Annotated in this window: 22 protein-coding genes; 13 read left to right on the top strand and 9 right to left on the bottom strand. The window is 54.0% G+C overall.

What is annotated here, in order from left to right:
- A complete protein-coding gene (locus E2L00_RS00350) occupies positions 1-942 on the bottom strand; it encodes a sugar-binding transcriptional regulator (RefSeq protein WP_167605496.1) in 942 nt (313 codons plus the stop codon).
- A 212-nt stretch (positions 943-1,154) separates the two neighbouring features.
- On the opposite strand from E2L00_RS00350, the gene dalD reads away from it, so the two are divergent.
- The 4 genes from dalD (at position 1,155) to E2L00_RS00370 (ending at position 6,057) form a co-directional block, all read left to right on the top strand.
- On the top strand, positions 1,155-2,522 hold the full coding sequence (gene dalD / locus E2L00_RS00355; RefSeq protein ID WP_167605498.1) for a D-arabinitol 4-dehydrogenase: 1,368 nt from the start codon (positions 1,155-1,157) through the stop codon (positions 2,520-2,522).
- A gap of 10 nt (positions 2,523-2,532) precedes the next feature.
- Entirely contained in the window at positions 2,533-3,996 is a 1,464-nt protein-coding gene (gene xylB / locus E2L00_RS00360) for a xylulokinase (RefSeq protein WP_167605500.1), read from the top strand.
- Positions 3,997-4,064: 68 nt separating this feature from the next.
- Complete coding sequence (locus E2L00_RS00365) at positions 4,065-5,345, top strand: RbtT/DalT/CsbX family MFS transporter (protein ID WP_167605502.1); 1,281 nt, start codon at positions 4,065-4,067, stop codon at positions 5,343-5,345.
- A gap of 49 nt (positions 5,346-5,394) precedes the next feature.
- Positions 5,395-6,057 carry an HAD family hydrolase gene (locus E2L00_RS00370; RefSeq protein WP_167605504.1) on the top strand — a complete coding sequence of 221 codons (663 nt, stop codon included), beginning with the start codon at positions 5,395-5,397 and terminating at the stop codon, positions 6,055-6,057.
- A gap of 81 nt (positions 6,058-6,138) precedes the next feature.
- Here the strand turns inward: E2L00_RS00370 and E2L00_RS00375 are convergent, their stop codons facing one another.
- From E2L00_RS00375 to E2L00_RS00390, 4 genes are all read right to left on the bottom strand, one after another.
- Positions 6,139-7,398 carry a sugar ABC transporter permease gene (locus E2L00_RS00375; RefSeq protein WP_167605506.1) on the bottom strand — a complete coding sequence of 420 codons (1,260 nt, stop codon included), beginning with the start codon at positions 7,396-7,398 and terminating at the stop codon, positions 6,139-6,141.
- Positions 7,399-7,401: 3 nt separating this feature from the next.
- Positions 7,402-8,214, bottom strand: coding sequence for an ATP-binding cassette domain-containing protein (locus tag E2L00_RS00380; RefSeq protein ID WP_167605508.1), 813 nt, complete (start codon positions 8,212-8,214; stop codon positions 7,402-7,404).
- Between the two features lie 65 nt (positions 8,215-8,279).
- On the bottom strand, positions 8,280-9,323 hold the full coding sequence (locus E2L00_RS00385) for an ABC transporter substrate-binding protein (RefSeq protein ID WP_167605510.1): 1,044 nt from the start codon (positions 9,321-9,323) through the stop codon (positions 8,280-8,282).
- 299 nt (positions 9,324-9,622) lie between these two features.
- The gene (locus E2L00_RS00390) at positions 9,623-10,642 is read right to left on the bottom strand and encodes a LacI family DNA-binding transcriptional regulator (protein ID WP_167605512.1); all 1,020 of its coding nucleotides are present in this window, start codon (positions 10,640-10,642) and stop codon (positions 9,623-9,625) included.
- A gap of 257 nt (positions 10,643-10,899) precedes the next feature.
- On the opposite strand from E2L00_RS00390, the gene E2L00_RS00395 reads away from it, so the two are divergent.
- From E2L00_RS00395 to E2L00_RS00415, 5 genes are all read left to right on the top strand, one after another.
- Entirely contained in the window at positions 10,900-11,343 is a 444-nt protein-coding gene (locus E2L00_RS00395; protein WP_167605514.1) for a PTS sugar transporter subunit IIA, read from the top strand.
- Between the two features lie 79 nt (positions 11,344-11,422).
- Complete coding sequence (locus E2L00_RS00400; protein WP_167605516.1) at positions 11,423-11,695, top strand: PTS sugar transporter subunit IIB; 273 nt, start codon at positions 11,423-11,425, stop codon at positions 11,693-11,695.
- 21 nt (positions 11,696-11,716) lie between these two features.
- Positions 11,717-13,108, top strand: a complete 1,392-nt coding sequence (locus tag E2L00_RS00405; protein ID WP_167607474.1) for a PTS ascorbate transporter subunit IIC — start codon at positions 11,717-11,719, stop codon at positions 13,106-13,108.
- Positions 13,108-13,944, top strand: coding sequence for a transketolase (locus E2L00_RS00410; protein WP_167605518.1), 837 nt, complete (start codon positions 13,108-13,110; stop codon positions 13,942-13,944). The genes E2L00_RS00405 and E2L00_RS00410 overlap by 1 nt, the downstream gene beginning before the upstream one ends.
- Positions 13,934-14,866, top strand: coding sequence for a transketolase family protein (locus E2L00_RS00415; protein WP_167605520.1), 933 nt, complete (start codon positions 13,934-13,936; stop codon positions 14,864-14,866). Before E2L00_RS00410 ends, E2L00_RS00415 begins: the two co-directional genes overlap by 11 nt.
- Positions 14,867-15,085: 219 nt before the next feature.
- Here E2L00_RS00415 and pta read toward each other — a convergent pair whose 3' ends face one another.
- Both pta and ackA read right to left on the bottom strand, forming a co-directional pair.
- A complete protein-coding gene (gene pta / locus E2L00_RS00420; RefSeq protein WP_167605522.1) occupies positions 15,086-17,227 on the bottom strand; it encodes a phosphate acetyltransferase in 2,142 nt (713 codons plus the stop codon).
- Between the two features lie 84 nt (positions 17,228-17,311).
- Positions 17,312-18,514 carry an acetate kinase gene (ackA, locus tag E2L00_RS00425; RefSeq protein WP_167605524.1) on the bottom strand — a complete coding sequence of 401 codons (1,203 nt, stop codon included), beginning with the start codon at positions 18,512-18,514 and terminating at the stop codon, positions 17,312-17,314.
- 334 nt (positions 18,515-18,848) lie between these two features.
- Here ackA and yfbV point away from each other — a divergent pair, with 334 nt between their 5' ends.
- The 4 genes from yfbV to E2L00_RS00445 all read left to right on the top strand — a co-directional run bounded on the left by yfbV (position 18,849) and on the right by E2L00_RS00445 (position 22,584).
- Positions 18,849-19,304 (top strand): terminus macrodomain insulation protein YfbV, encoded by a 456-nt coding sequence (gene yfbV / locus E2L00_RS00430; protein ID WP_167605526.1) that lies wholly within the window; start codon positions 18,849-18,851, stop codon positions 19,302-19,304.
- Between the two features lie 197 nt (positions 19,305-19,501).
- A complete protein-coding gene (locus E2L00_RS00435) occupies positions 19,502-19,996 on the top strand; it encodes a YfbU family protein (protein ID WP_167605528.1) in 495 nt (164 codons plus the stop codon).
- Positions 19,989-20,669, top strand: a complete 681-nt coding sequence (locus E2L00_RS00440; protein ID WP_167605530.1) for a sugar phosphatase — start codon at positions 19,989-19,991, stop codon at positions 20,667-20,669. The genes E2L00_RS00435 and E2L00_RS00440 overlap by 8 nt, the downstream gene beginning before the upstream one ends.
- A gap of 82 nt (positions 20,670-20,751) precedes the next feature.
- Positions 20,752-22,584, top strand: coding sequence for an SLC13 family permease (locus tag E2L00_RS00445; RefSeq protein WP_167605532.1), 1,833 nt, complete (start codon positions 20,752-20,754; stop codon positions 22,582-22,584).
- Positions 22,585-22,618: 34 nt separating this feature from the next.
- Here the strand turns inward: E2L00_RS00445 and yfbR are convergent, their stop codons facing one another.
- The gene (gene yfbR, locus E2L00_RS00450) at positions 22,619-23,218 is read right to left on the bottom strand and encodes a 5'-deoxynucleotidase (RefSeq protein ID WP_167605534.1); all 600 of its coding nucleotides are present in this window, start codon (positions 23,216-23,218) and stop codon (positions 22,619-22,621) included.
- Positions 23,219-23,297: 79 nt separating this feature from the next.
- Entirely contained in the window at positions 23,298-24,512 is a 1,215-nt protein-coding gene (gene alaA / locus E2L00_RS00455; protein ID WP_167605536.1) for an alanine transaminase AlaA, read from the bottom strand.
- Positions 24,513-25,133 lie beyond the last annotated feature (621 nt).

The raw sequence follows: 25,133 nt of genomic DNA on the forward strand, positions 1-25,133 counted from the left end.
TCAGCGGGTTAACAGCCAGCGGGCAGTGTGTTCATCGGTAACCAGGCCGTTAACCCATTTGCCCTTGAGCGCGGCAAAAATGGTGGAGCGTTTATCTTCTCCGCAGGCGGCGGCAATGCGCGGGCACCGGCTGCGGCGGATATCATAGCTGGTAATCAGATTATTGATATCGCTCTCAACCACCTCGCCGTTCGCATCAATAAAGCGCCCGAGTATCTCCCCGACCGCGCCCTGCAACGTTAAGGTTTCAAGCTGTGCAGGCGTAATAAAGCCGTCCCTGAATATCGGGCTTTCCTGCGAGAGCGCGCCGATGCCGACAAAAATAACGTCAGCGTCATATGCGACGCTTAACACATTGTTGAATAAGCGATTTGAACACCACATCTGATGTTCAAGAGAGGTTTGCGCATAGCGTGGCGCGGGCCACTGATAGTAATTAGCCTGAATTTTACTTGCCAGCAGCAGGGGAACGTCATCGTAGTAGTTACATTTCCCTTCGGCGTCCATGGCGCTGATTAAGGCGACGCAGCGCGCGTTAGGGCTGTCGAAATCGATACGTCTGATGGTCTTTTTCAGCGTTAACCCGGAGCCGATGCCGATAACCTTGTCGTTGTCCGCCCGCAGGTATTTTTCCATTAGCTGATAGCAACCGAAGGAGACGCTGTCGAGGGTTATATCGCTGGTAAAGGCCGGTACGATGTTGCACTCAATAAGGTCATATTTCTCTTTGAGCATCTGCGCATAGTTCAGACAGCCTGCGACCGGATGATTCAGGCCGATGGACACGATGCCTTCTTCTTTCGCTGCGGCGATCAGTCGCTGCACAACCGGGCGGGAGGTGCCCAGCTGCGCGGCAATTTCGCTCTGATTTTGCCCGGCAATGTAGTACATCCACGCGGCACGAACTTTCTGATCTAACCGTATATCTTCTTCAGTTATCAATTTTTTCAGCGCCTTAAGTTTTATAGCGGAAGATTCTCCGCGTGTGCATACCTGCATTCTGGCGCGTGGAGCGGGTGCAGGCAACCCTAATTTATTCGCGTATGGTCATTTGTAATTTTATAGATCATTTGCTCTTTTGTGACGTAAAGCTCTTAATTAAGTTAATTGTTCTATTACAGTCTTTCCCATCAACTGGAATGGAGAGCAACGTTATGACTACGCAAAATACCTGGCTACACATTGGTCTGGGATCGTTTCACCGCGCGCACCAGGCGTGGTATCTGCACCGCCTGATCGCTGAAGGGGATACCCGCTGGCATATCGCCGCCGGTAACATTCGTCATGATGCGGAGCATGTAGTCGCCGCGCTGACCGCGCAAAACGGGCGCTATGTGCTGGAGACGGTCAGCCCGGAAGGGGAGCGTGAGTATGAAGAAATCACCTCCATTCAGAAGTTGCTGCCCTGGCAGGCCGATCTCCAGCCGCTGATTGCCGAAGGCGCAAAGCCCGAAACGAAAGTTATCGCCTTTACCGTAACGGAAGGCGGCTATTACCTGAACACCGTCCACAAGCTGGAAGTCAGCAACGCTGATTTAGCCTGCGATCTGCAGGGCGGCAATAAAACACTTTATGGCGTTATCACCCGCATTCTTGAACAGCGCATGGCGAACAATGCCGGTCCGTTAACGCTGCTGAACTGCGATAACGTGCGGCATAACGGCGAGCGTTTCCACGACGGGCTGGTGGAGTTCCTGGTGCTGACGGGAAAACAGGCCGTTATCGACTGGCTAAAAGCCAACGCTAGCTGCCCGAATACGATGGTGGACCGTATCACGCCGCGCCCGGCGGCCGATCTGCCTGCACGCATTAAAGAGAAAACCGGTATCGATGATAAAGCGCCGGTAATGGGTGAAACCTTTATCCAGTGGGTGATTGAAGATAACTTCCGCGACGTGCGGCCCAATCTCGAAGCCGTGGGCGTGGAAATGGTGGCATCCGTTATTCCCTACGAAGAGGCAAAAATCCGCGTTCTCAACGCTTCCCATAGCTGCATCGCCTGGGCCGGTACGCTGATGGGCAAGACGTTTATTCATGAAAGCACGCTGACAGAAACCATCTACGCCGTTGCGGATCGCTATGTCACGGAAGATGTGATCCCATGCCTTGGCGATAACGGTATCAACCTGCCGAAATACCGTGACGTGGTGCTTAAACGTTTCACCAACCCGCACATCGAAGACACCAATCAGCGCGTGGCGGCGGACGGTTTCTCCAAAATTCCGGCAATGATTACCCCGACGATGATCGAATGCTATCAGCGTGGCGCCGCCCCGCACGCGACCGCCATGCTGCCTGCGCTGTTCTTTGTCTTCATGGAGCAGTGGCATAAAGGACAACTGCCTTACGCATACCAGGACGGCATTCTGGATGAGAAAGCGGTCCACGCCATGTTTAATGCAGAAGATCCCATTGCGCTTTTCGCCAGCGATAAGGCTCTGTTTGGCGAACTAGCGCAGCGGGAAGATTTCAGAGCGCTGCTGCGTGAAAAAATTCAGGCTGTCTATTCGCTGATTCGCTGAGGATTAAATCATGTACTTAGGCATCGATCTCGGCACTTCGGAAGTTAAGGCGCTGGTCATTGACGAAAACGGCGACATCGTTACCAGCCATAGCGCGCCGCTGACTATTCAGCGGCCCCATCCGCACTGGTCAGAACAAAGCCCGCAGGCCTGGTGGGAAGCCACCGATTACCTGATGACCACCCTTAAAGAGAAATGCGGGCAGCACTGGTCGGCGATAAAAGCTATTGGCCTCTCCGGGCAAATGCACGGCGCGGTATTGCTCGACGCGCACGAAGAGGTTATCCGTCCGGCTATTTTGTGGAATGACACGCGCAGCGCATTGGAGTGCGCGGAGCTGGAAGAAATTGCCCCGGAACTGCATTCCATCGCCGGTAATCTCGCCATGCCGGGCTTTACAGCGCCGAAGCTGCTGTGGGTTCGCAGGCATGAGCCAGAAAACTTTAAACGCGTCGAGACGGTTTTACTGCCGAAAGATTACCTGCGGCTGCGGATGACGGGGGAAAAAATCTCTGACATGTCCGATTCCGCAGGCACGCTGTGGCTTGATGTCGCCAGGCGTGACTGGTCAGACAGCCTGCTTGCTAAGTGCGGGCTTTCACGGCGCAACATGCCAGCTCTGGTGGAAGGCTGCGAGGTTTCTGCGACGCTCACGCCGGAGATTGCCGAACGATGGGGACTTAACCCGTCAGTAGCGGTGGCCGGTGGCGGTGGCGATAACGCGGTCAGCGCGATTGGCGTGGGTGCGGTGAATCCGGGTGATGCCTTTATTTCGCTCGGAACCTCCGGGGTGCTGTTTGTGGTGAATGAAGCGTATCGCCCGGCACCCGCATCCGCCGTGCATGCGTTTTGCCACGTCTTGCCCGACCGCTGGCATCAAATGAGCGTGATGCTAAGCGCCGCCAGCTGTCTGCAATGGTTTTGCCGCCTGGTGGGAATAGCCGAAACGGTGCTGCTGGAAGAGGTGGCGCAGCTAAGCGACGGCGAAAGGGCAAATGCGCCGATGTTTCTGCCCTATCTGTCCGGCGAGCGCACGCCGCATAACGATCCCAACGCTAAAGGCATGTTCCACGGTCTGACGCATGCCAGCAACCGGGCAACGATGGGCTACGCCGTGCTGGAAGGCGTCAGCTTTGGCCTTGCCGACGGTCTGCGGGTGCTTCAGGAAAGCGGTACGCATATTCAGCAATGTTCGCTGGTTGGCGGCGGTGCGCGCAGCCCGCTTTGGGCGCAACTGCTGGCGGACGTGCTCAATATGCCGGTCGTCACGCACAAAGGTGGCGAGACCGGAGGCGCGCTGGGCGCCGCGCGGCTGGCATGTCTGACGACAGGTAAAGATCCGGCAACGGTTTGTAAAAAGCCGGAAATCTATCAGACGTGGCGTGCCCGTTCCGGGCAGCATGAAAACCTGATGAAAAGATATACGCAGTTTAACGCCCTGTACCTTAACGATCTGAATTATAGAACCTTCTGATTTTAATAATAAAAAATACTCCCGGCTACGGCCGGGGTATACCCCTGTACACAATAAACGAGGTCACTATGTCTGTTGCTAATAAACAGTGGTTTGGATTACCGCTACACCTGCTGTGGGGTTACATCGCTATCGCCGTGTTTATGACCGGTGACGGCTTCGAGCTGGCATTCTTATCCCACTACATCAAAGAGCTGGGGTTCTCTCCTGCGCAGGCTTCTTTTGCTTTCACGCTGTATGGCCTGGCCGCGGCGCTGTCCGCCTGGGTTTCCGGCGTGGTGGCTGAAATTATTACGCCACAGAAGACCATGTTTATCGGTTTTGTGCTGTGGTGTGTTTTTCATGTTCTGTTCCTGGTCTTCGGCCTGGGACACGCAAACTATCCGCTGATCCTGCTGTTTTACGGTATCCGCGGGTTTGCCTACCCGTTATTCCTTTACTCTTTCATCGTGGTGATTATCCATAACGTGAAGAGCGAAAATGCCAGCTCGGCGCTTGGCTGGTACTGGGCGGTGTATTCCATCGGCATCGGCGTGGCGGGCAGCTATATTCCCAGCTTTACTATTCCGCTTGTCGGCGAACTGGGTACGCTGTGGATGGCGTTGTTCTTCTGCCTGTCCGGCGGGCTGATTGCGATGATCTCGCTGCGTAAGGTGCATACCCCGACACATATGCACAACCTCACCACCCGCGAGAAATTTAATGAGCTGAGCCGCGCCATTACCCTGCTGTATACCAACCGCAGCATTATGTTTTCGAGCATGGTGCGTATCATCAATACCCTTTCTCTGTTCGGCTTTGCGGTGATTATGCCGCTGATGTTCGTGGATGAGCTGGGCTTCACCACTTCCGAATGGTTACAGGTGTGGGCGGTATTCTTCTTTACGACCATTTTCTCCAATATTTTCTGGGGCATCGTGGCCGAAAAAATGGGCTGGATGCGGGTGGTTCGCTGGTTCGGCTGCATAGGGATGGCGCTCTCCAGCCTGGCGTTCTACTACGTGCCGCAGCACTTTGGGCATAATTTTGCGATGGCGTTGCTGCCGGCAGTCTCGCTGGGGATTTTTGTCGCGGCGTTTGTGCCGATGGCGGCGGTATTCCCGGCGCTGGAACCCCGCCACAAAGGGGCGGCTATTTCGGTCTATAACCTCTCTGCGGGCCTGTCCAACTTCCTTGCTCCGGCTATTGCGGTTGTTCTGTTACCTTATTTCAGCACCATCGGCGTTGTTATTGCCTACACCACGCTGTACATCATCGCCTTCTTCCTGTGCCACTTTATCCGTGTCGAACAGCCGGGCTTTGAGAGTTATGCCGCCGACGCTGCAAAAGCGACGGTCAGAGCATCGTAATAAGATGACGGCTGGCGCAACGCCAGCCTTAAAGAGAGATGGAACGGCAATGAACGTGCAGGCGGTTATTTTTGATATGGACGGCGTCATTATTGATTCCGAAGGCTTCTGGCAGGATTCGCAAATTGAGGTGCTTGCGGGTTTTGGGATACCCATCACCGCGCAGGAATGCGAAAGGTACACGAAAGGCAAGCGTATCGATGAAATCGCGCGCATCTGGGGCGAAAGATACTCTCTGAGGATCCAGCCGCAGCGGCTCGAGGAGCTAATCGTTGCGCAGGTTTGCGGGTCTGTCAGAAGCCGGGGTATGGCGATGAGCGGGCTGTACCAGGCTTTACGCTTTTTCCAGGCTAAAGGCTATCGCATGGCGCTGGCGACCTCATCCAGCCGGCAGATTATTGCGGCCGTGTTTGACAGGCTGGCGCTATGGAAATGTTTTGACGTGGTTTGCAGCGCTGACGATGAACATTCTGGCAAACCACATCCCGCCGTCTACCTTACTGCCGTGCGCAAACTGGGCCTGGAAGTCGGTGAGTGTCTGGTGATTGAAGACAGCCTGAACGGATTTATTGCCGCTCATCGGGCCGGGATAAAAACTTTTGTCGTTGCCCCTGATTATCATGAGGCAAAATTTTCGGCGGCGGCAGGGCGCTACGCAACGCTTAACGAACTCATTTATGCCATGCAGCCGGTGCTCGCCGGCAGTTGCTGACCAACATGGAAGCGCAGAAAGCATTCCGGGAGAGTAAGCGGTCTGCTGACCCGAATTTCTGCGCTTCCTGTTTCTTATACATCAGGCGCGGCCGTGGCTCACGCGCGAGCGTCGGGCCATCGAATCCACAATAACGGCAATCGCCAGCACGCCGCCGGTTATCATGTATCGCAATGACGAAGGCAGATTAAGCAGCGTCAGGCCGTTGGAAATACACTGGATAACAACGATGCCCAGCAGAGCGGAGTATGCGCTGCCCCGTCCGCCAAACAGGCTGGTGCCGCCAATTACCGCCGCGGCGATGGCGTTTAAATTAACATCTCCCGTTCCGGCTTGCTGACTGGCCGACGCCAGCCGGGAAGCGGCAAGTATCCCACCGGTGGTGGCGAGCATCGAGCAAATCATAAATGCGCTGACGTAAATGCCCCGCACGTTGATACCCGAGCGGCGAGCGGCTTCGCGATTACCGCCAACCGCAAACATCGACCGGCCCCATTTAGTTCGCTTGAGCGCATAGTTGAGTATCACCACCACCAGGATAAACAGGCCGAAAATCCACGGAACGCCGCGGCCGGTGTTGAGATAAAACACTATGAATTCAAATACGGCAGTCATAAAAATACTGCGGATCAACAGCGCGCTGAGGGGTTCGGAGGAGAGATTTACCTCTGCCCGCCGGACGCGGGTGCGTAATCCTTGCGCAAGCATGACGACGCCGGGTAGCAGCGCAAAAATATGCGCCAGCCAGCCGGGCATAACCAGAACCTGACCAAAGCGAACCAGCGGAGAAACGTAGGGAAGGTTAATGCTGCCCGACGGCCCAAGAATATAAAGCTGCATCCCCAACAGCGCCAGAAGCCCGGCAAGCGTGGCCACGAAGCTTGGCATACCTAAACGGCTGTAAAGTTCGGCATAAAGCAGGCCGACGAGCGCGCCAACCGCGAGCGCGACGGCTATTGCGCCCATAACGGGCCAGCCCTGATTAACCCACAGCACGCCAATGATGGCTGAAGCCAGGCCGCTCATCGAACCTACCGAGAGATCTATCTCCCCCAGCAGCAGTACGCAGACGATGCCCAGTGAAATAAAGCCGACCGTGGCGCAGTCAAAGAGCATATTGACGAGGTTATTCGGGGCCAGGTAAACGGGGTTAAGCACGGTAAAGACCGCGGAGATAATGATAAGGCCCAGCACGACCGGTATCATCCCTAAGTCACCGGTCTTAATGCGATTAATGTAGCCGCGCAGCAGGCCGAAAATAGTATCCTGATGCTGAACGCGTTCATCGCTGCGATCTAACATTGTTTCGGGATTGAGCGGTTTTTTTGTGGTCGTATTCATCTGTCAGCGCGCCCCCGGCATAGTTTCCTGCGTTTTTCTTTCCACCCGACGTGATACGGCGTTCTCTGTCGCCCCGGTTATCGCGGCAACTAAATCCTGATTGGTTGCTTCCGGCGTGAAGATACCTTTGTTGCGGCCCAGACGTAACACGACGATACGGTCCGCCACGGCCCGCACATCCTCCATATTATGGCTGATAATAATCACGCCCAGCCCGCGCTCGCGTACGCGCTCAATAAGGTTGAGCACCTCTGCGGTTTGCGCGACGCCAAGAGCGGCGGTAGGTTCATCCAGCATAATTATTTTCGGATTCAGCAGCAGCGAGCGTGCAATGGCGACGGTTTGACGCTGACCGCCGGATAAAGAGGCGACCGGCTCGCGTACCGAAGGGATCCGCGCCGCCAGCTCTTTGAGCAGCGTCCAGGCGCGGACTTCCATTGTCACCTCATCTAATTGCCAGGCCGCCAGCTCGTGACCGAGAAACAGATTTGCCACCACGTCCAGATTTTCGCATAACGCCAGATCCTGGAAGACGGTAGAAATGCCGTATTCCAGCGCCTTGCCCGGGCTGTCGAGGGTTATCTTTTCACCTTCAAACTCAATCGTGCCGGAAGAAGCTTGATGCACGCCGGCTAATATTTTGACCAGCGTAGATTTCCCTGCGCCATTATCCCCGACTAAAGCGACAACCTCGCCTGCATAGACGTCGAGATCGATATCCGTCAGAGCCGAAACGGCACCAAAATTTTTAGAGACTTTGCTTAATTTAAGCAGCGGTTTTTCCGTGCGGGGTGCGAGGTTATCTACTGTTAACATAGCCAGAACCTTTATATATTCTGTGCGTCCGCAGACAGGCTACGGACGCACTACTCGTTGCTTAGTCAGTTAATGTCCAGTTTTTTACAGGCCTGCTGATACTCACCGCTACAGACCTGCTCCGGCGTCTGAATTTTCTTGTCGAATATCTCCGCCTTGATATTTTTGGCCGTAATAACTGCCGGAACAAACAGTTGCGACGGCGTGTTATAGAGGGTGGAGCTTGCTTTTGGCGTCTGCCCGTTAATTAACTGCACGGCGACGTTCGCCGCGGCGGCGGCAACGATTTCCGAAGGTTTAGAAATAGTGTTGTACTGGTCGCCGGAAATAATTAACTGCAAGGCGGCGATAGTGGCGTCGTTGCCCGTAACCGGAGGAATAGGCTGTACGCCGCCTGCTTTAAATGCGGCAATAGCGCCGCCGCCCGTACCGTCATTCGCGGCAACTACGCCTTTGATCTGGTCGCTAAAGCGGGTGATTTGGCCCGCAGTCCACTCTTGCGCTTTAGGCGGTGCCCATTCAGGCGTATCGAACTCAGCCAGCGTTTTATAGCCGGAATCTTTGAGCCCGCGGTGAATACCATCGCGAATAAGCCCCGCGGCGGCATCCGTTGGTGAACCATTGATTTCAAGCACGCCCGCTCCGGCAGGAACCTTCGTCGCTTTAAGGTGCTCGACCAGCGAAGTGGAAATCGCGTAACCAATACCTTCGTTATCAAAAGAGATATAGAAATCTGCCGGTTTGTCGGGAATTGGGCGATCGTAAGCGATCACTTTTACTCCCTGCGAGTGGGCGATTTCGACCAGACCTGCCGCAGCGGAGGAATCAACGGGGTCCAGCACTATCACTTTCGCGCCTTGCGCAATCGCAGAGTTAAACTGCTGCTGCTGCAATGATGCGTTGGCGTTAGCGTTCTGGTAAATGACCTGGCACTGCTGACATAGCTTATTCATTTCCGCTTTAAAGCCGGGAAAATCATGCTGTTCGTAACGGGTTGAGGCCTGGTCGGGCATTAAAAAAGCGACGGTCGCAGCGTCCTGCGCCTGCGCCAGACCGGTAAAACCAACTACGGCCATAAGAGATGCTTTGAACATGGTAGGGTAACGCATTTTTCTGTTCCTCGCTGACTCGAACATGATGACCGCCTCACGGGTTACTCACGGCGGCAGAGGTTATGTTTTAACGTTAAGAAATCAAAACGAAGCTTTTTATTAGCATTGCAATTACATTTGCTCAATCGGTGAAGCTGGTTTGCCATTACGCCTTTAGGTTGTCAAGAACGGGCGAAAAAGCGCTGTTTATTTTGTGATTGACTGCAGATTAGGAGAGATTTTGGTGGGGAAAGAGAGGCGTTTCTGGTGGGCGGATAAGCGTGCGTTATCCGCCGTAGTTTGCGCGGCCCGGTAGCTTAGCAGCTATCCCTGATACACAACGATGAGGCAATCGTCGGGTTTGCATCCCACGGCTCATCGTTAATCCTTGCCAGCAGCGCCCGTCCTGCTTCAATGCCAATCTTACGGTGCGGCACCGCGATGGTGGTAAGCGCAGGCTGGCACACGCGGCTCACGTCGCTGTCGCCGAAGCCAACAACCGCCAGATCGTCCGGGACCTTAATGCGTCTACGCTGGCATTCATACAGCGCTCCGCAGGCCAGCTCGTCGGACACGCAGACCAGCGCATCCAGCTCCGGCCAGGCGAGCAAAAATTCGGGTAGCTGAGCAGTACCGGTGGAAAAAACCGGCGGCGCGGCGGCGTTAATAACCCGGTTGGGCGACATATGATGGCGTAACATCGCCTTGTACCAGCCCTGAAGATGCTGCTGAAAAATCCACTGTTCCTGCCTGGCGCACAGCAGGCCGATATTCTGATAACCGCGTTTAATGAGCATTTCAGTCAGCTCAAACATCGCCGCAACGTTATCAATACCGATATTCATATCGATAGGATCTTCACGCGTTGCGCCAATTTCCAGCACCGGAATACTGGCGTGGGTCAGCCAGTTTCGTACGGTATCGCTGTGATCCGCACTGAGTAGAATCGCTGCTGCCAGGTTGGAGGTTAGCAGCGTCTCAAGCAGCTTTTCTTCCTGTTCCAGCCGGTGCTGCGATTCCGCCAGCACTATCTGGTAGCCCGCCGGTTGCAGCACCTGCTGCAGGCCGGCAAACATTTCGGTGCAGCCAGACTCGGCAAGGCCTGGCACCACCATCGCAATGGTATAGGACGAAGCCGAAGCCAGCGCGCTGGCGGCCAGATTGGGCATATAGCCCAGCTCGGTTACGGCGGCTTCTATTTTCTCTCGTAGTTTGTCTGAGACCTGATCCGGGGTGCGAAGGGCGCGCGATACGGTCATGGTGCCGACTCCAGCCAGCTGGGCCACATCGGCAAGCGTGACCTTCCCTGTACTTCGTCGCTTTCGGGTAATGGACATGGTTATGCCTGTTTATATCGTTGTTATGACATCTTCATCCCTGAATCTACAGGGGAAATAGTATTCAAGTATACGCTGTAAATCCGCCTGGTCGGCGAGATTTCATCTAATGATTGCGTTCTGATAGCGCTATCACAAATTTGCATGATTGTTTTTGGTAGCGCTATCTTTGTGACTATCATCACTGTCAGAAGGTGAGGCGTTGAATAAAGTTTGCCCATCTTACTGGCCCGTTTCAAAACCAAAAGGAGAACAACGTGCTCAATCGCTGGTTACACGATGGCACCATCAACGTGCGGGAGGCGGTCAGTAGCTGGACGCAGGCGCTGGAAATTTGCGCGCAGCCTCTGCTGGCGGCGAAAGTCATCACGCCGGACTATCTCACCGCCATCATGCGGCAGCATCGCTTGCTCGGCCCGTATTATGTTCTCGCGCCCGGCCTGGCGATGCCCCATGCCCGCCCGGAAGAAGGGGCGCTGGGGCTGGGATTATCCCTGCTGAAACTCGATAAGGGCGTGAATTTTGAATCTGCGGATAACGATCCGGTCGATGTAATTATTATGCTCGCCGCACCCGATAGCCACAGCCATATTGAAACGATATCCGCGCTGGCGGAATTATTTTCTAACGACGAGGATATGCAATTACTGCATAAGGCGATAACCGTGGAGGCTATTAAAAATATAATTAATCGTTACTGATCCCGTTTTCAACTCTGAAACTCTACATTGCATTTTAAATGCGGTGCGGCTGTACGCTACCTAATAAAAGGAAAGAATAATGAAAATTATGGCTATCTGCGGTTCGGGTCTTGGCAGCAGTTTTATGGTCGAGATGAATATTAAAAAAGCGCTTAAAAAAATGAATATCGAGGCGGAGGTTGAACACTCTGACTTGTCTTCCGCAACGCCCGGGGCGGCAGACCTGTTTGTGATGGCGAAAGACATTGCCGACAGCGCCAGCGTGCCGGACAGCAAGCTGATAGTGCTCACCAATATTATTGATATCAACGAACTGGAAAATAAGCTCAGCGCTTATTTTGCTAACCGTTAATCCTGAAATGGCGAGGTGGATATGTTTATCCTGGAAACGCTTAATTTTATAGTTGATATTCTGAAAGTGCCCGCCATTCTGGTTGGGTTAATTGCTTTGATTGGCCTCGTTGCGCAAAGGAAGTCTTTTTCTGATGTGGTGAAAGGCGCCATTAAAACGGTATTAGGCTTTATTGTTCTGGGCGGTGGGGCAACGGTTTTAGTCAGCTCGTTAAACCCTCTGGGCGGTATGTTTGAACATGCCTTTAATATCCAGGGGATTATTCCCAATAATGAAGCCATCGTTTCTATTGCGCTGGAAAAATACGGGGCGTCCACGGCGTTGATCATGGCGTTCGGCATGGTGGCGAATATTATCGTCGCACGCTTTACACGCCTGAAATACATCTTCCTGACGGGCCACCACACCTTCTATATGGCCTGCATGATTAGCGTGATCCTCACCGTCGCCGGATTTGAAGGCGTGGCGCTGGTGTTCACCGGGTCGCTGATCCTCGGGCTGATTATGGCGTTCTTCCCGGCGATTGCGCAGCGTTACATGCGGCGGATCACCGGTACGGACGATATTGGCTTCGGGCATTTCGGCACGCTGGGCTATGTGCTGTCAGGATGGATCGGCAGCAAATGCGGCAAGGGATCGCGTTCAACGGAAGAGATGAATCTGCCGAAGAACCTGAGCTTCCTGCGTGACAGCTCCATCTCCATTTCGCTGACGATGATCGTCATTTACATAATCCTTGCCGTTTGCGCGGGTAAAGACTATGTCGAAAGCCAGCTTAGCGGCGGGCAGAACTTCCTGGTTTATTCCATTATTCAAGCGATTACCTTCGCCGCTGGCGTGTTCATCATTCTGCAAGGCGTGCGTTTGATTCTGGCGGAAATCGTCCCGGCGTTTACCGGCTTTTCGGAAAAGCTGGTGCCGAACGCGCGTCCGGCGCTGGATTGTCCGGTCGTCTATCCCTATGCGCCTAATGCCGTGCTGATTGGCTTTCTTTTCAGCTTCCTCGGTGGGCTGGTGGGATTATTCCTGCTTGGGCAAATGAAGCTGGTGCTGATTCTGCCCGGCGTGGTGCCGCACTTCTTTACCGGCGCTACGGCGGGCGTGTTCGGTAACGCGACCGGAGGGCGACGCGGCGCCATGCTTGGCTCGTTTGCCAACGGGCTGCTGATCACCTTCCTGCCCGTTCTGCTGCTGCCGGTGCTGGGCGCGCTGGGCTTTGCTAACACGACCTTCTCAGATGCGGACTTTGGCGTGGTGGGTATCGTGCTGGGCAACCTGGCGCGCTTTATGTCTCCGGTCGGGATCACCGCACTGGTTGTTGGCGTGTTCGTGATACTGGTGGGCTTTAACTATCTGGGCAAAAACAAGGGCCAGACGGCGGCACAAACTGAAAACGATACGGGGACGAAATAATGAGTAACCTGGCAGAGATAACGGCGCTTGCGCGCAATATTCGCGTGGAAACGCTAAAGGCGTTAACCCAGCTCGGCTTTGGGCACTACGGCGGCAGCATGTCGGTGGTGGAGACGCTGGCGGTCCTGTATGGCGATGTGATGCGTATCGATCCGGGTGACTCGGATTGGGCGGAGCGGGACTACTTCGTACTGTCGAAAGGGCATGCGGGCCCGGCGCTGTACAGCACGCTGGCGCTTAAGGGCTATTTCCCGGTTGAGCAGCTTTCGACGCTAAACGAAAACGGCACCCGATTGCCAAGCCATCCCGACCGCCTGAAAACACGCGGTGTAGATGCCACGACCGGCTCGCTCGGACAGGGTATCTCTATTGCTGCCGGCATGGCGCTTTCACATAAGCTTGCCGGGCGTGGCAATCGCGTGTTCTGCATCGTTGGTGACGGCGAGCTTAACGAAGGCCAGTGCTGGGAGGCGTTTCAGTTTATCGCACACCACCGGCTCAGCAACCTCACCGTATTTATCGACTGGAACAAGCAGCAGCTGGACGGCGAGCTGGACGAAATCATCTGCGCGTTTGATCTGGAAGGGAAATTTAACTCTTTCGGTTTCGACGTGCAAACGGTGAAAGGAGACGACATCAGCGGGCTGCTGGAGGCGGTGAAGCCTGTCCGGGGAAGAGAGGAACGCCCGCTGGCGGTGATCCTTGACAGCATTAAAGGGCAGGGCGTGCCGTACCTGGAGCAGCTTAGCAATTCACACCACATCCGCCTGACGGATTCCTCAAAACAGGCGCTGGAACAGGCCATCACACGGCTGGAGGCGACAGATGACAATTGACAGTATAGAGATGCGTAAGGTCTACGCGGGCTTTGTACAGCAGCAGATTGCCAGTGGCAGCGAGATTATCGCGCTGGAAGCGGACCTGATGAGCTCGATGGCGATGGACAGCGTGCAGCGTGACTACCCGCAACAGGTGATCAACTGCGGCATTATGGAGGCGAACGTAATTGGCGTGGCGGCCGGACTGTCGCTTACCGGGCGTAAACCGTTCGTCCACACCTTCACCGCGTTTGCCAGCCGTCGCTGCTTCGATCAGCTGTTTATGTCGCTGGACTATCAGCGTAACAATGTAAAGGTCATCGCTTCGGATGCGGGAGTGACGGCCTGCCATAACGGCGGCACCCATATGTCGTTTGAGGATATGGGCATCGTGCGCGGGCTGGCGAATTCCGTAGTGCTGGAGGTAACGGATGCGACGATGTTTAAGGAGATCCTGAACCAGCTGATGACGCTTGAGGGCTTCTACTGGGTACGCACCATCCGCAAACAGGCGGTGAAGATTTACGAAGAGGGCGCGACATTTACCATCGGCAAAGGCAACGTGCTGCGCGACGGCGAGGATATCACGCTTATCGCCAATGGGATCATGGTGGCAGAAGCGCTGAAAGCAGCAGAAATACTGGCGGAGCAGGGCGTTAAAGCTGCGGTAATCGATATGTTTACCCTCAAGCCCATCGACCGCATGCTGGTGAAAAACTACGCCGAGAAAACCGGGCGAATCGTGACCTGTGAAAATCATAGTATTCACAACGGGCTTGGGTCGGCGGTGGCGGAAGTGCTGGTAGAGACGTGCCCGGTGCCAATGCGGCGCGTGGGGGTGAAAGAGCGCTACGGTCAGGTAGGGACGCAGGACTATTTGCAAAAAGAGTATGGCCTGACGGCTGGCGATATTGTAAAGGCGGCGCAGGAACTGCTGTAATTGCAAAAAAGAAAAGGCCGCGTTATGCGGCCTTTCAGTCTGATGACAAACGCTCAACCAGCACAGATTGAACGTATATCACCGAATAAAAAGTATGAAAAATCAATGGATTGACTTTCGGCTGATAACCACCAAGAAGGAAAAACAACGCTTTTTCCTTCTTGGTCAGCAAGCAAAAAGGCCGCAAATTTATGCGGCCTTTTTGCTGTCCAACGGGACTTAGTCTTGCTGAGAAGACTGAATCGCTGTCAGAGCGATGGTGTACACGATATCGTCTACCAGCGCGCCACGGGAAAGGTCGTTAACTGGTTTACGCATACCCTGCAGCATTGGCCCGATAGAGATCAGGTCCGCAGAGCGCTGCACCGCTTTGTAAGTGGTGTTGCCGGTGTTCAGATCCGGGAAGATGAACACGGTCGCACGGCCCGCAACAGGGGAGTTTGGCGCTTTGGATTTTGCTACGTCTGCCATTACCGCTGCGTCGTACTGCAATGGGCCATCGATAACCAGATCCGGGCGTTTTTCCTGCGCGATACGGGTTGCTTCGCGCACTTTCTCAACGTCGCTACCTGCGCCAGACGTGCCGGTGGAGTAGGAAAGCATCGCTACGCGTGGTTCGATACCAAATGCGGTAGCAGAGTCCGCAGACTGAATAGCGATTTCTGCCAGCTGCTCTGCGGTTGGGTCCGGGTTAATCGCGCAGTCGCCGTAAACGTAAACCTGTTCAGGCAGCAGCATGAAGAAGACGGAAGAAACCAGGGAGCTGCCCGGTGCAGTTTTGATGAGCTGCAACGGTGGGCGAATGGTGTTCGCCGTGGTGTGAACCGCACCGGAAACCAGGCCATCGACTTCGTCCTGTTCCAGCATCAGGGTGCCGAGAACCACGTTGTCTTCCAGTTGCTCACGGGCAACCGCTTCGGTCATGCCTTTGCTCTTACGCAGCTCAACCAGGCGGGCAATGTAGCTTTCGCGAACTACTTCTGGATCGACAATTTCGATGCCCGCGCCCAGCTCAACGCCCTGAGCCGCAGCAACACGGGTGATTTCATCCGGGTTACCCAGCAGCACACAGGTCGCGATACCACGTTCAGCACAGATAGCCGCCGCTTTCACGGTACGCGGCTCGTCGCCTTCCGGCAGCACAACGCGTTTACCGGCTTTACGGGCCAGTTCGGTTAACTGATAGCGGAACGCTGGCGGAGACAGACGACGGCTGCGCTCGGAGGCGGCGGTCAGGGATTCGATCCAGCCTGCATCAATGTGGCTGGCCACGTATTCCTGCACTTTCTCGATACGCTGATGGTCGTCGGTCGGCACTTCAAGGTTGAAGCTTTGCAGGCTCAGAGAAGTCTGCCAGGTGTTGGTTTCAACCATAAATAACGGCAGGCCGGTCGCAAACGCTCGCTCGCACAGCTTGCTGATACGCGCGTCCATTTCATAGCCGCCGGTCAGCAGAATTGCGCCGATCTCGACGCCGTTCATTGCGGCCAGGCACGCGGCAACCAGCACGTCCGGACGGTCTGCGGAAGTGACCAGCAAAGAGCCAGGACGGAAATGTTCCAGCATGTGCGGAATGCTGCGCGCGCAGAAAGTCACGGATTTAACGCGGCGGGTTTTGATATCGCCTTCGTTAATGATGGTCGCGTCCAGATGGCGAGCCATGTCGATTGCACGAGTGGCAATCAAATCGAAGCTCCACGGCACGCAGCCCAGAACCGGCAGCGGGCTGTCGGCAAACAGCTCTTTTGGATCGATATTCGCGATGCTCGCTTTGGTGGAGTCATCAAAGATTTCGGACAGATCCGGACGGGTGCGCCCTTGCTCATCAACCGGGGCATTCAGCTTGTTAATGATAACGCCGGTGATATTGGTGTTTTTGCTGCCGCCAAAGCTGCTACGGGCCAGCTCAATGCGTTCTTTCATCTGCGCCGGGGAGTTATTACCCAAAGACATGACGAAGACGATTTCGGCGTTCAGGGTTTTAGCAATCTCGTAGTTCAGCGACTGCGCAAACTGGTGTTTACGGGTAGGAACCAGGCCTTCAACCAGCACCACTTCAGCGTCTTTGCTGCTCGCATGGTAGTTGGCGATGATCTCTTCCATCAGCACGTCCTGTTGATTGCTGGACAGCAGCGTCTCAACGTGGCTCATGCGCAGCGGTTCAGCCGCAGGGATGGTGGAGTTTGCACGCACGATGCTGGTGGTCTGGTCAGGCTTATCACCACCGGTACGTGGCTGAGCGATAGGTTTGAAGACGCTAAGGCGAACGCCTTTTTGTTCCATTGCGCGGATCACACCGAGGCTGACGCTGGTCAGGCCGACGCTGGTTCCGGTAGGGATCAACATAATAGTACGGGACACGGTATAACCTCTTTCGTTTTCGCGAGCAGCTCGCTCGCGAGACTCAGAAAACAACACCGCCAGCGAAGGCTGGCGGCGGGAGAATCAGGCAGTCAGGCGGGCTGCATCCTGAGCGATAACCAGCTCTTCGTTAGTGGTGATGACCACCGCCGGGCGGGTACCCTCTTTGTTGATGAAGCCGGACTTGCCAAAACGTGCCGCCAGGTTGCGCTCGTGGTCAACTTCAAAGCCCAGAACGCCCAGTTTGCCCAGAGACAGCTCGCGTACCATTGCTGCGTTTTCACCGATACCGCCGGTGAATACTACCGCGTCCAGACGACCATCCATCAGAGCGGTGTAAGAACCGATGTATTTCGCCAGGCGATGGCAGTAAACGTCCATTGCACGTTTAGCGTCCGCTTTGGTTTCGTAGTTATCTTCAACATAGCGGCAGTCGCTGGTGACTTCGGTCAGACCCAGCAGGCCGGACTCTTTGGTCAGCATTTTGTTGATATCTTCAACGCTCAGACCTAAGTTGTCGTGCAGGAAGAAGATGATGGCCGGATCGATGTCACCGGTACGGGTACCCATCACCAGACCTTCCAGCGGAGTCAGGCCCATAGAGGTATCGACGCACTCGCCGTTACGGATAGCAGAAACGGAACCACCGTTGCCCAGATGGCAGGTGATGATGTTCAGTTCTTCTACCGGTTTGTTCAGCATTTTTGCGGCTTCCTGAGTCACATAATAGTGACTGGTGCCGTGGAAACCGTAGCGGCGAACGCCGTGCTCTTTATACAGCTTGTACGGCAGAGCGTAGAGGTAAGACTCTTCTGGCATAGTCTGATGGAACGCGGTGTCGAACACGGCAACGTTTTTATCAGCCAGCTCGGGGAAGGACTTCAGCGCTTCAGCGATACCGATCAGGTGCGCAGGGTTATGCAGCGGTGCAAAAGAGGCTGAATCTTTGATACCCTGAACCACAGAGTCGTCGATAACGACGGAGCTGGTGTATTTCTCGCCGCCGTGAACAATGCGGTGGCCGATGGCGGTGAGCTGCTCGGACAACTCTGGTTTTTGTGCCAGAATAGTATTAACCATATAGTTAAGAGCTTCGCTGTGAGCGGCGCCTGCGCCCAAAGCCGCTTCTTGTTTACCGCCATCCATTTTCCATTTGATACGCGCTTCTGGAAGATGGAAACATTCGGCTAAACCAGAGAGGTACTCGTCACCGTTGACCGCATCGATAATTGCGAATTTCAGTGAAGAGCTACCGCAGTTCAGAACCAGCACTAACTTACTCGACATGGAAGTACCTACTTTTACGTGGCTAAAAAAACGTCAGATAGTCTCTCAGCGTAGCGCATGATGAGGCTGACATTTATGATTAACGTCATGCCAAAGTCGTTTTTTTGGCATGGCGAATAAATACTCTAGAGTTTACGCCATTTTGCGCACTTTTTCGGCAAAGGCGATATTGAGTGACGGTTTGACAGCCGACGGTTTCCCATTCCAGGCCGTCAAAAACCCGCACAGGATACCCTCAGAGGCCTTTAAAAACAAAATATTTTGAACCATGTCATTTAGAGTTGTTATCTTGCACAATAATTTTATTTTTTATATGCGAAGTTGAGGTAAAGCCATGTCGACACCCCAGAACAGCCACATCAGCTGGTTTAGCTTATTCGGTCGTGGCCAGAATTATGCAAAGACCTGGCCCGTAGAAAAGCGCCTTGCGCCCATCTTTGTCGAAAACCGTGTCATACGCGCCACCCGCTTTGCGATCCGCTTTATGCCCCCGCTTGCCGTCTTCACGTTAACCTGGCAAATCGCGCTTGGCGGCCAGTCTGGCCCCGCCGTCGCTACCGCTTTGTTTGCCTGCAGTTTGCCAATGCAGGGTCTTTGGTGGCTAGGCAAGCGTTCCGTCACGCCGTTACCGCCAACTATTCTGCACTGGTTCTATGAAGTGCGCGGAAAATTACAGGAGTCGGGCCAGGCGTTGGCGCCGGTAGAAGGCAAGCCGGATTATCAGGCGCTGGCCGACGTGCTCCGGCGGGCGTTCAAACAGCTCGATAAAACTTTCCTGGATGATTTGTAAACGGACGTCACCAGACGTATGCCACTTAGCGTGCGAGCTTCAGGCAGGCGGCCAGGGAATATATCCCCGGTAGCCTGCTGCAATAAGAGGCTGGAATAAGTAAATGTAGTCAACACCTCTGCAACTCGAAGGATAATGGTATATAAAAGAAGGCATACTTTTTAGCGGGATATATCCCGCACTACGGGAGCTTATAAATGGAAATGACTCATGCCCAGCGTCTGATTTTATCTAATCAGTATAAAATGATGACCATGCTCGACCCGGATAACGCCGAGCGCTACCGCCGTCTGCAAACTATTATTGAGCGCGGCTACGGCCTGCAAATGCGCGAGCTGGATCGCGAATTTGGGCAGTTAACGGAAGAAACCTGCCGCACCGTCATTGACATTATGGAGATGTATCACGCGCTGAACGTCTGCTGGACCAACCTTAAAGACAAGCAAAATATCGACGAACGTCGTGTTACTTTCCTGGGCTTTGATGCCGCAACAGAAGCGCGTTTCCTGGGCTATGTCCGCTTTATGGTTAACGTTGAAGGCCGCTATGCACATTTTGATGCGGGAACGCACGGCTTTAACGCGCAGACGCCAATGTGGGAAAAATATCAACGCATGCTGAAAGTGTGGCAGTCCTGCCCGCGTCAGTATCACTTAAGTGCGAATGAGATCGCGCAGATTATCAATGCCTGAGGGGAAAAGTGTGGTGAAGTGTAAAGGTTTCTTGTTTGATTTGGATGGGACTCTGGTTGACTCCCTGCCAGCGGTTGAGCGTGCATGGATAAACTGGGCGAAGCGCTTTGATATCTCCCCTGCGGAGGTACTGGGCTTCATCCACGGCAAGCAGGCGATTACTTCACTGCGCCATTTTATGGCGGGCGCATCCGAAGAAGATATCCAACAGGAGTTTACGCGACTCGAGAAAATCGAGGCTGAAGATACCGACGGTGTAACGGCGCTTCCCGGTGCCGTTGAGCTATTGGCGCACCTGAACGAAGCCGGGATCCCGTGGGCTATCGTTACTTCCGGATCTGTACCGGTTGCCGTGGCGCGTCGCCTGGCGGGTGGCCTGCCTGAGCCAGAGGTGTTCGTTACCGCGGAGCGCGTGGCACGCGGTAAACCTGAGCCAGATGCTTATCTGCTTGGCGCGCAGATGCTGGGCCTTGAGCCGGAAGAGTGTGTAGTGGTGGAAGATGCGCCGGCGGGCGTGCTGTCAGGCCTTGCGGCTGGCTGCCATGTTATTGCCGTTAACGCACCGGCGGAGACACCGCGCCTTGAGCATGTCGATTATGTCTTACGATCGCTAACTGAACTGCTGATTCAAAAATTACCGGACGGCAGCGTGGAAGTGTTAAGAAAACACTGATCCTATGATTTAACCCCGCATCGGCGGGGTTTTTTTATGGCATGCTCTGGCGTTCTTCATTTTTCGCAAACAAGGACAGGTTTTGAATTCGGAACTGCTTTGGGTACTGTCGTTGCTTGGCATCACGGTAGTGCTGTTTGCCACCGGCAAGGTGAGAATGGATGCCGTTGCCCTGCTGGTCATTGTCGCTTTCGTCCTGAGCGGTACGCTAACCCTTAGCGAGGCTTTTTCCGGATTCAGCGACCCTAACGTGATTCTGATTGCCGCACTTTTTATCATTGGCGACGGCCTGGTTCGAACGGGCGTGGCGACCAAAATGGGGTCCTGGCTGGTGGACGTAGCCGGCAGCAGCGAAACCAAAATGCTTGTCCTCCTGATGATTACCGTCGCCGGGCTGGGCGCCTTTATGAGTTCCACAGGCGTTGTCGCTATCTTTATTCCCGTGGTGCTGAGCGTTTCCATGCGGATGAAAACGGCTCCGTCGCGCCTGATGATGCCGCTCAGCTTTGCCGGACTTATCAGCGGCATGATGACGCTGGTCGCCACGCCGCCTAACCTTGTGATCAACAGCGAACTGCTGCGTGAAGGATTACAGGGGTTCAACTTCTTTAGCGTAACGCCCGTTGGCCTGGTCGTGCTCGTGCTGGGCGTCGCTTATATGCTTTTTGCCCGTTTTGCCCTTAACGGCCAGCACAAAGATGAAGGTAAAGCGGGCTGGAAGCGACGCACTTTTCGCGATTTGATAAAAGAGTATCGCCTGACCGGCCGCGCCCGTCGCCTGGCGATTCGTCCCGGATCGCCGATGGTGGGCCATCGTCTGGATGATTTGAAACTGCGTGAACGCTATGGCGCCAACGTTATCGGCCTTGAACGCTGGCGCCGGTTTCGCCGGGTGATAGTGAACGTTACCGGGATAACCGAGTTTCGCGCCAGGGACGTGCTGCTGATTGATATGTCCGCATCCGAGGTTGATCTGCGCGAATTCTGTAGTGAACAGATGCTTGAGCCGATGATCCTGCGCGGAGAATATTTCTCTGACCAGGCGCTGGATGTAGGCATGGCGGAAGTGTCGATGATCCCGAATTCAGAACTGCTCGGGCAGACCCTGCGTGAAATTGGTTTTCGTACCCGCTATGGGCTGAATGTCGTTGGCCTTAAGCGCAACGGCGAGGCGCAGGAAGGCCTGCTGGTGGACGAATCTCTTCAGCTTGGCGATATCCTGCTGGTGGTCGGTAACTGGAAGCTAATCAGCCAGCTGAATAAAAAAAGCCGTGACTTCTTAGTGCTCAACCTGCCGGTGGAAGAGGGGGAAGCGTCGCCGGCGCATAGCCAGGCGCCGCACGCCATTTTTTGCCTGGCACTGATGGTCGCGCTGATGTTAACCGACGACATTCCCAATCCAGTCGCGGCGATCGTTGCCTGCCTGCTGATGGGGAAATTCCGCTGTATCGACATGGAAAGCGCCTACAAAGCGATTCACTGGCCGAGCATCATTTTAATTGTCGGCATGATGCCGTTTGCCCTGGCGCTGCAAAAAACCGGCGGCGTGGATTTAATCGTGGGCGGCTTAATGAAGTTTGGCGGCGGCTACGGGCCTTATATTATGCTCGTCTGCCTGTTTGTGATGTGCGCGGCTATCGGGCTATTTATCTCGAACACCGCCACGGCGGTATTAATGGCGCCTATCGCCCTGGCTGCGGCAAAATCAATGGGCGTTTCGCCTTATCCGTTTGCGATGATTGTGGCGCTTGCCGCATCAGCCGCCTTTATGACGCCGGTTTCTTCACCGGTAAATACGCTGGTACTGGGGCCGGGTAATTACAAATTCAGCGACTTTGTGAAATTAGGCGTGCCCTTTACCGTCATTGTGATGGTGGTAAGCGTCGTGATGGTGCCGATGCTGTTTCCGTTTTAGTTTGCTTCCCTCGCCTGGAGAGGGCGTGTGAACGTTAAAGCGGGGAATCCTGGCTAATTTCATCAAGCGAAAGCTGGAAGCTGGGCACGAACACCTGCATGAAATAGTCCATCTCTTCGCTGTGTCTGTCCGCAAGGGTCTTTTCCAGGCGGCCTTTAGCCAGGAGGAATTCGTTATTGCCGGCCGATAATTCTTCCAGGCATTTCAGATACGCACACAGCGCATCCGCCTGTTTAACGGTGGCTTTTTCTTCCTCGCTGTACTGATGCTCATCGATCAGCGGCGCCCAGATATCCCGCAGTTCCTCTGGCACCATATCGATTAATTTCTGCTGGGCAATCTTCTCGATGGCTTTATATTCATGGGCGATTTGCGAATTAAAGTATTTAACCGGCGTCGGGAGATCGCCGGTCAGCACTTCGCTGGCGTCATGATAGAGGGCCAGGAGCGCAACGCGTTCGGCATTCACATGGCCGTTGAATTTGCGGTTTTTGATAGCGGCAAGGGCATGAGCCACCATCGCCACCTGCAGGCTGTGCTCTGACACGTTTTCAGTGCGCACGTTGCGCATGAGCGGCCAGCGATTGATGAGCTTCAGGCGGGAAAGATGGGCGAAGAAATGGCTTTGACTCATGAGGGCACCTGGAATCTGGCAAAGAGCACCATTGTGCGAGGAGAAAGGGGAAGATGCAAACCTCTTCCCCGCTAACCGGCTACTGGCGGTAATGTTCCAGGAATCTACCCAGCTTATTGATGGACATTTCCAGTTCGTCCACGCGTGGTAGCGTCACGATACGCACATGGTCGGGCCACGGCCAGTTAAAAGCCGTTCCCTGCACCAGCAGCACTTTTTCCTGTAGCAGAAAATCGAGCACCATTTTCTGATCGTCATGGATGTTAAAGCGCTTCGCGTCGATTTTCGGGAACATATACAACGCACCGCGCGGCTTCACGCAAGAGACGCCTGGAATATCGTTAATCAGTTCCCATGCGCGGTTGCGCTGCTCATAAAGACGACCGCCCGGCACGATGAATTCGCTGATGCTCTGGTAGCCGCCAAGCGCGGTCTGAATGGCGTGCTGAGCCGGGACGTTAGCGCACAGGCGCATTGAAGCCAGCATTTCCAGCCCTTCAATATAACCTTTGGCGTGTTTCTTTGGCCCGTTGAGCACCATCCAGCCCTGGCGGAAACCGGCGACGCGGTAAGTTTTGGACAGGCCGTTAAAGGTGATGGTTAACAAATCTGGCGCCATGGCGGCAATAGAATGATGCTGCGCTTCATCGTAGAGGATTTTGTCATAAATCTCATCGGCAAAGATGATGAGGTTGTGCTGACGGGCCAGCTCAACGATTTCCATGAGTAATTCTTTTGAATACACCGCACCGGTTGGGTTGTTTGGGTTAATAATCACAATGCCACGGGTACGCGGGGTGATTTTGGCACGAATATCATCGAGATCGGGGAACCAGTCGGCGGATTCGTCACAAAGATAATGTACCGCTTTACCGCCCGAAAGCGAGACGGCGGCCGTCCACAGCGGGTAATCCGGCGCCGGGACCAGCATTTCATCGCCGCTGTTGAGCAGCGCCTGCATCGACTGGACAATCAGCTCAGAAACACCGTTACCGATATAAATATCTTCGACGGTCACATCCCGCATGCCCTGCGCCTGATAATGTTGCATGATGGCCTTGCGCGCGGAGTAAAGCCCTTTCGAGTCGCAGTATCCCTGCGCGCCAGGAAGGTTGCGGATTACATCGACAAGGATTTCATCCGGGGCTTCAAAACCGAACGGGGCGGGGTTACCGATATTCAGCTTAAGGACTTTATTGCCTTCCTCTTCCAGGCGTTTCGCCTCTTTGAGAACCGGACCGCGGATGTCATAACAAACATTATCTAATTTGCTGGATTTTTCGATAGGGGACATGGAGCTTCGACCTTAAATGTTAGCGTTGCTTCCTGCCGTGGAAGCAACCAGGCAACAATGTACTCCTGGCCGACGCAGATTTGAACCCAGACGAAGCGCATAAGTGCAATTTATCTGCAGCAGGATGTAAAACAAAAAGGCTTTTTGATTTTATCTTTTAGTCATTAATGTTGTCATTAATCCAATAATCCAGATAATAATCTGGATATATGTTTTGATTTTGATTTTATATCCTGAAATATTGCGGGTTACGAAGCGGCTGCTTCTGTTAGCCAAAAGTACAGTATTGAAAAACGACCAAGTAAAAATGAATATTCACGCGAGCAATCGCAGCGCTGGCAGCAACAGCACGCTCTCCAGAAGCCAGTCAAATGCCCAGGGCAATAATCTGAAATACCTAAAAAAGTAAGTCTCTCACATTTATATATTGAGCGATAATATATTGTGAAAACGGCTGACGCTACGCCTGTTATTTATTCATAGCCATGTGCGGTAATATATGTATAGAACTTTTAAAGTAATTTTTCATTGAAATCATTCAGGTTTCTCGAAATATTTTCAAGTTAGGTGAATTAATTTTAAAAAAATCCGTAGGTAATAAAAGACGAGGGAAAGAAACCG

Source organism: Cedecea colo (assembly GCF_011808225.1).
GTDB classification, from domain to species: domain Bacteria; phylum Pseudomonadota; class Gammaproteobacteria; order Enterobacterales; family Enterobacteriaceae; genus Dryocola; species Dryocola colo.

Excerpts from the sequence above, each read along its gene's own strand:
- dalD (WP_167605498.1), top strand. The coding sequence starts at position 1,155 with ATGACTACGCAAAATACCTGGCTACACATTGGTCTGGGATCGTTTCAC.
- xylB (WP_167605500.1), top strand. The coding sequence starts at position 2,533 with ATGTACTTAGGCATCGATCTCGGCACTTCGGAAGTTAAGGCGCTGGTC.
- E2L00_RS00365 (WP_167605502.1), top strand. The coding sequence starts at position 4,065 with ATGTCTGTTGCTAATAAACAGTGGTTTGGATTACCGCTACACCTGCTG.
- E2L00_RS00370 (WP_167605504.1), top strand. The coding sequence starts at position 5,395 with ATGAACGTGCAGGCGGTTATTTTTGATATGGACGGCGTCATTATTGAT.
- E2L00_RS00375 (WP_167605506.1), bottom strand. The coding sequence starts at position 7,398 with ATGAATACGACCACAAAAAAACCGCTCAATCCCGAAACAATGTTAGAT.
- E2L00_RS00380 (WP_167605508.1), bottom strand. The coding sequence starts at position 8,214 with ATGTTAACAGTAGATAACCTCGCACCCCGCACGGAAAAACCGCTGCTT.
- E2L00_RS00385 (WP_167605510.1), bottom strand. The coding sequence starts at position 9,323 with ATGCGTTACCCTACCATGTTCAAAGCATCTCTTATGGCCGTAGTTGGT.
- E2L00_RS00390 (WP_167605512.1), bottom strand. The coding sequence starts at position 10,642 with ATGTCCATTACCCGAAAGCGACGAAGTACAGGGAAGGTCACGCTTGCC.
- E2L00_RS00400 (WP_167605516.1), top strand. The coding sequence starts at position 11,423 with ATGAAAATTATGGCTATCTGCGGTTCGGGTCTTGGCAGCAGTTTTATG.
- E2L00_RS00405 (WP_167607474.1), top strand. The coding sequence starts at position 11,717 with ATGTTTATCCTGGAAACGCTTAATTTTATAGTTGATATTCTGAAAGTG.
- E2L00_RS00410 (WP_167605518.1), top strand. The coding sequence starts at position 13,108 with ATGAGTAACCTGGCAGAGATAACGGCGCTTGCGCGCAATATTCGCGTG.
- E2L00_RS00415 (WP_167605520.1), top strand. The coding sequence starts at position 13,934 with ATGACAATTGACAGTATAGAGATGCGTAAGGTCTACGCGGGCTTTGTA.
- ackA (WP_167605524.1), bottom strand. The coding sequence starts at position 18,514 with ATGTCGAGTAAGTTAGTGCTGGTTCTGAACTGCGGTAGCTCTTCACTG.
- yfbV (WP_167605526.1), top strand. The coding sequence starts at position 18,849 with ATGTCGACACCCCAGAACAGCCACATCAGCTGGTTTAGCTTATTCGGT.
- E2L00_RS00435 (WP_167605528.1), top strand. The coding sequence starts at position 19,502 with ATGGAAATGACTCATGCCCAGCGTCTGATTTTATCTAATCAGTATAAA.
- E2L00_RS00440 (WP_167605530.1), top strand. The coding sequence starts at position 19,989 with ATGCCTGAGGGGAAAAGTGTGGTGAAGTGTAAAGGTTTCTTGTTTGAT.
- yfbR (WP_167605534.1), bottom strand. The coding sequence starts at position 23,218 with ATGAGTCAAAGCCATTTCTTCGCCCATCTTTCCCGCCTGAAGCTCATC.
- alaA (WP_167605536.1), bottom strand. The coding sequence starts at position 24,512 with ATGTCCCCTATCGAAAAATCCAGCAAATTAGATAATGTTTGTTATGAC.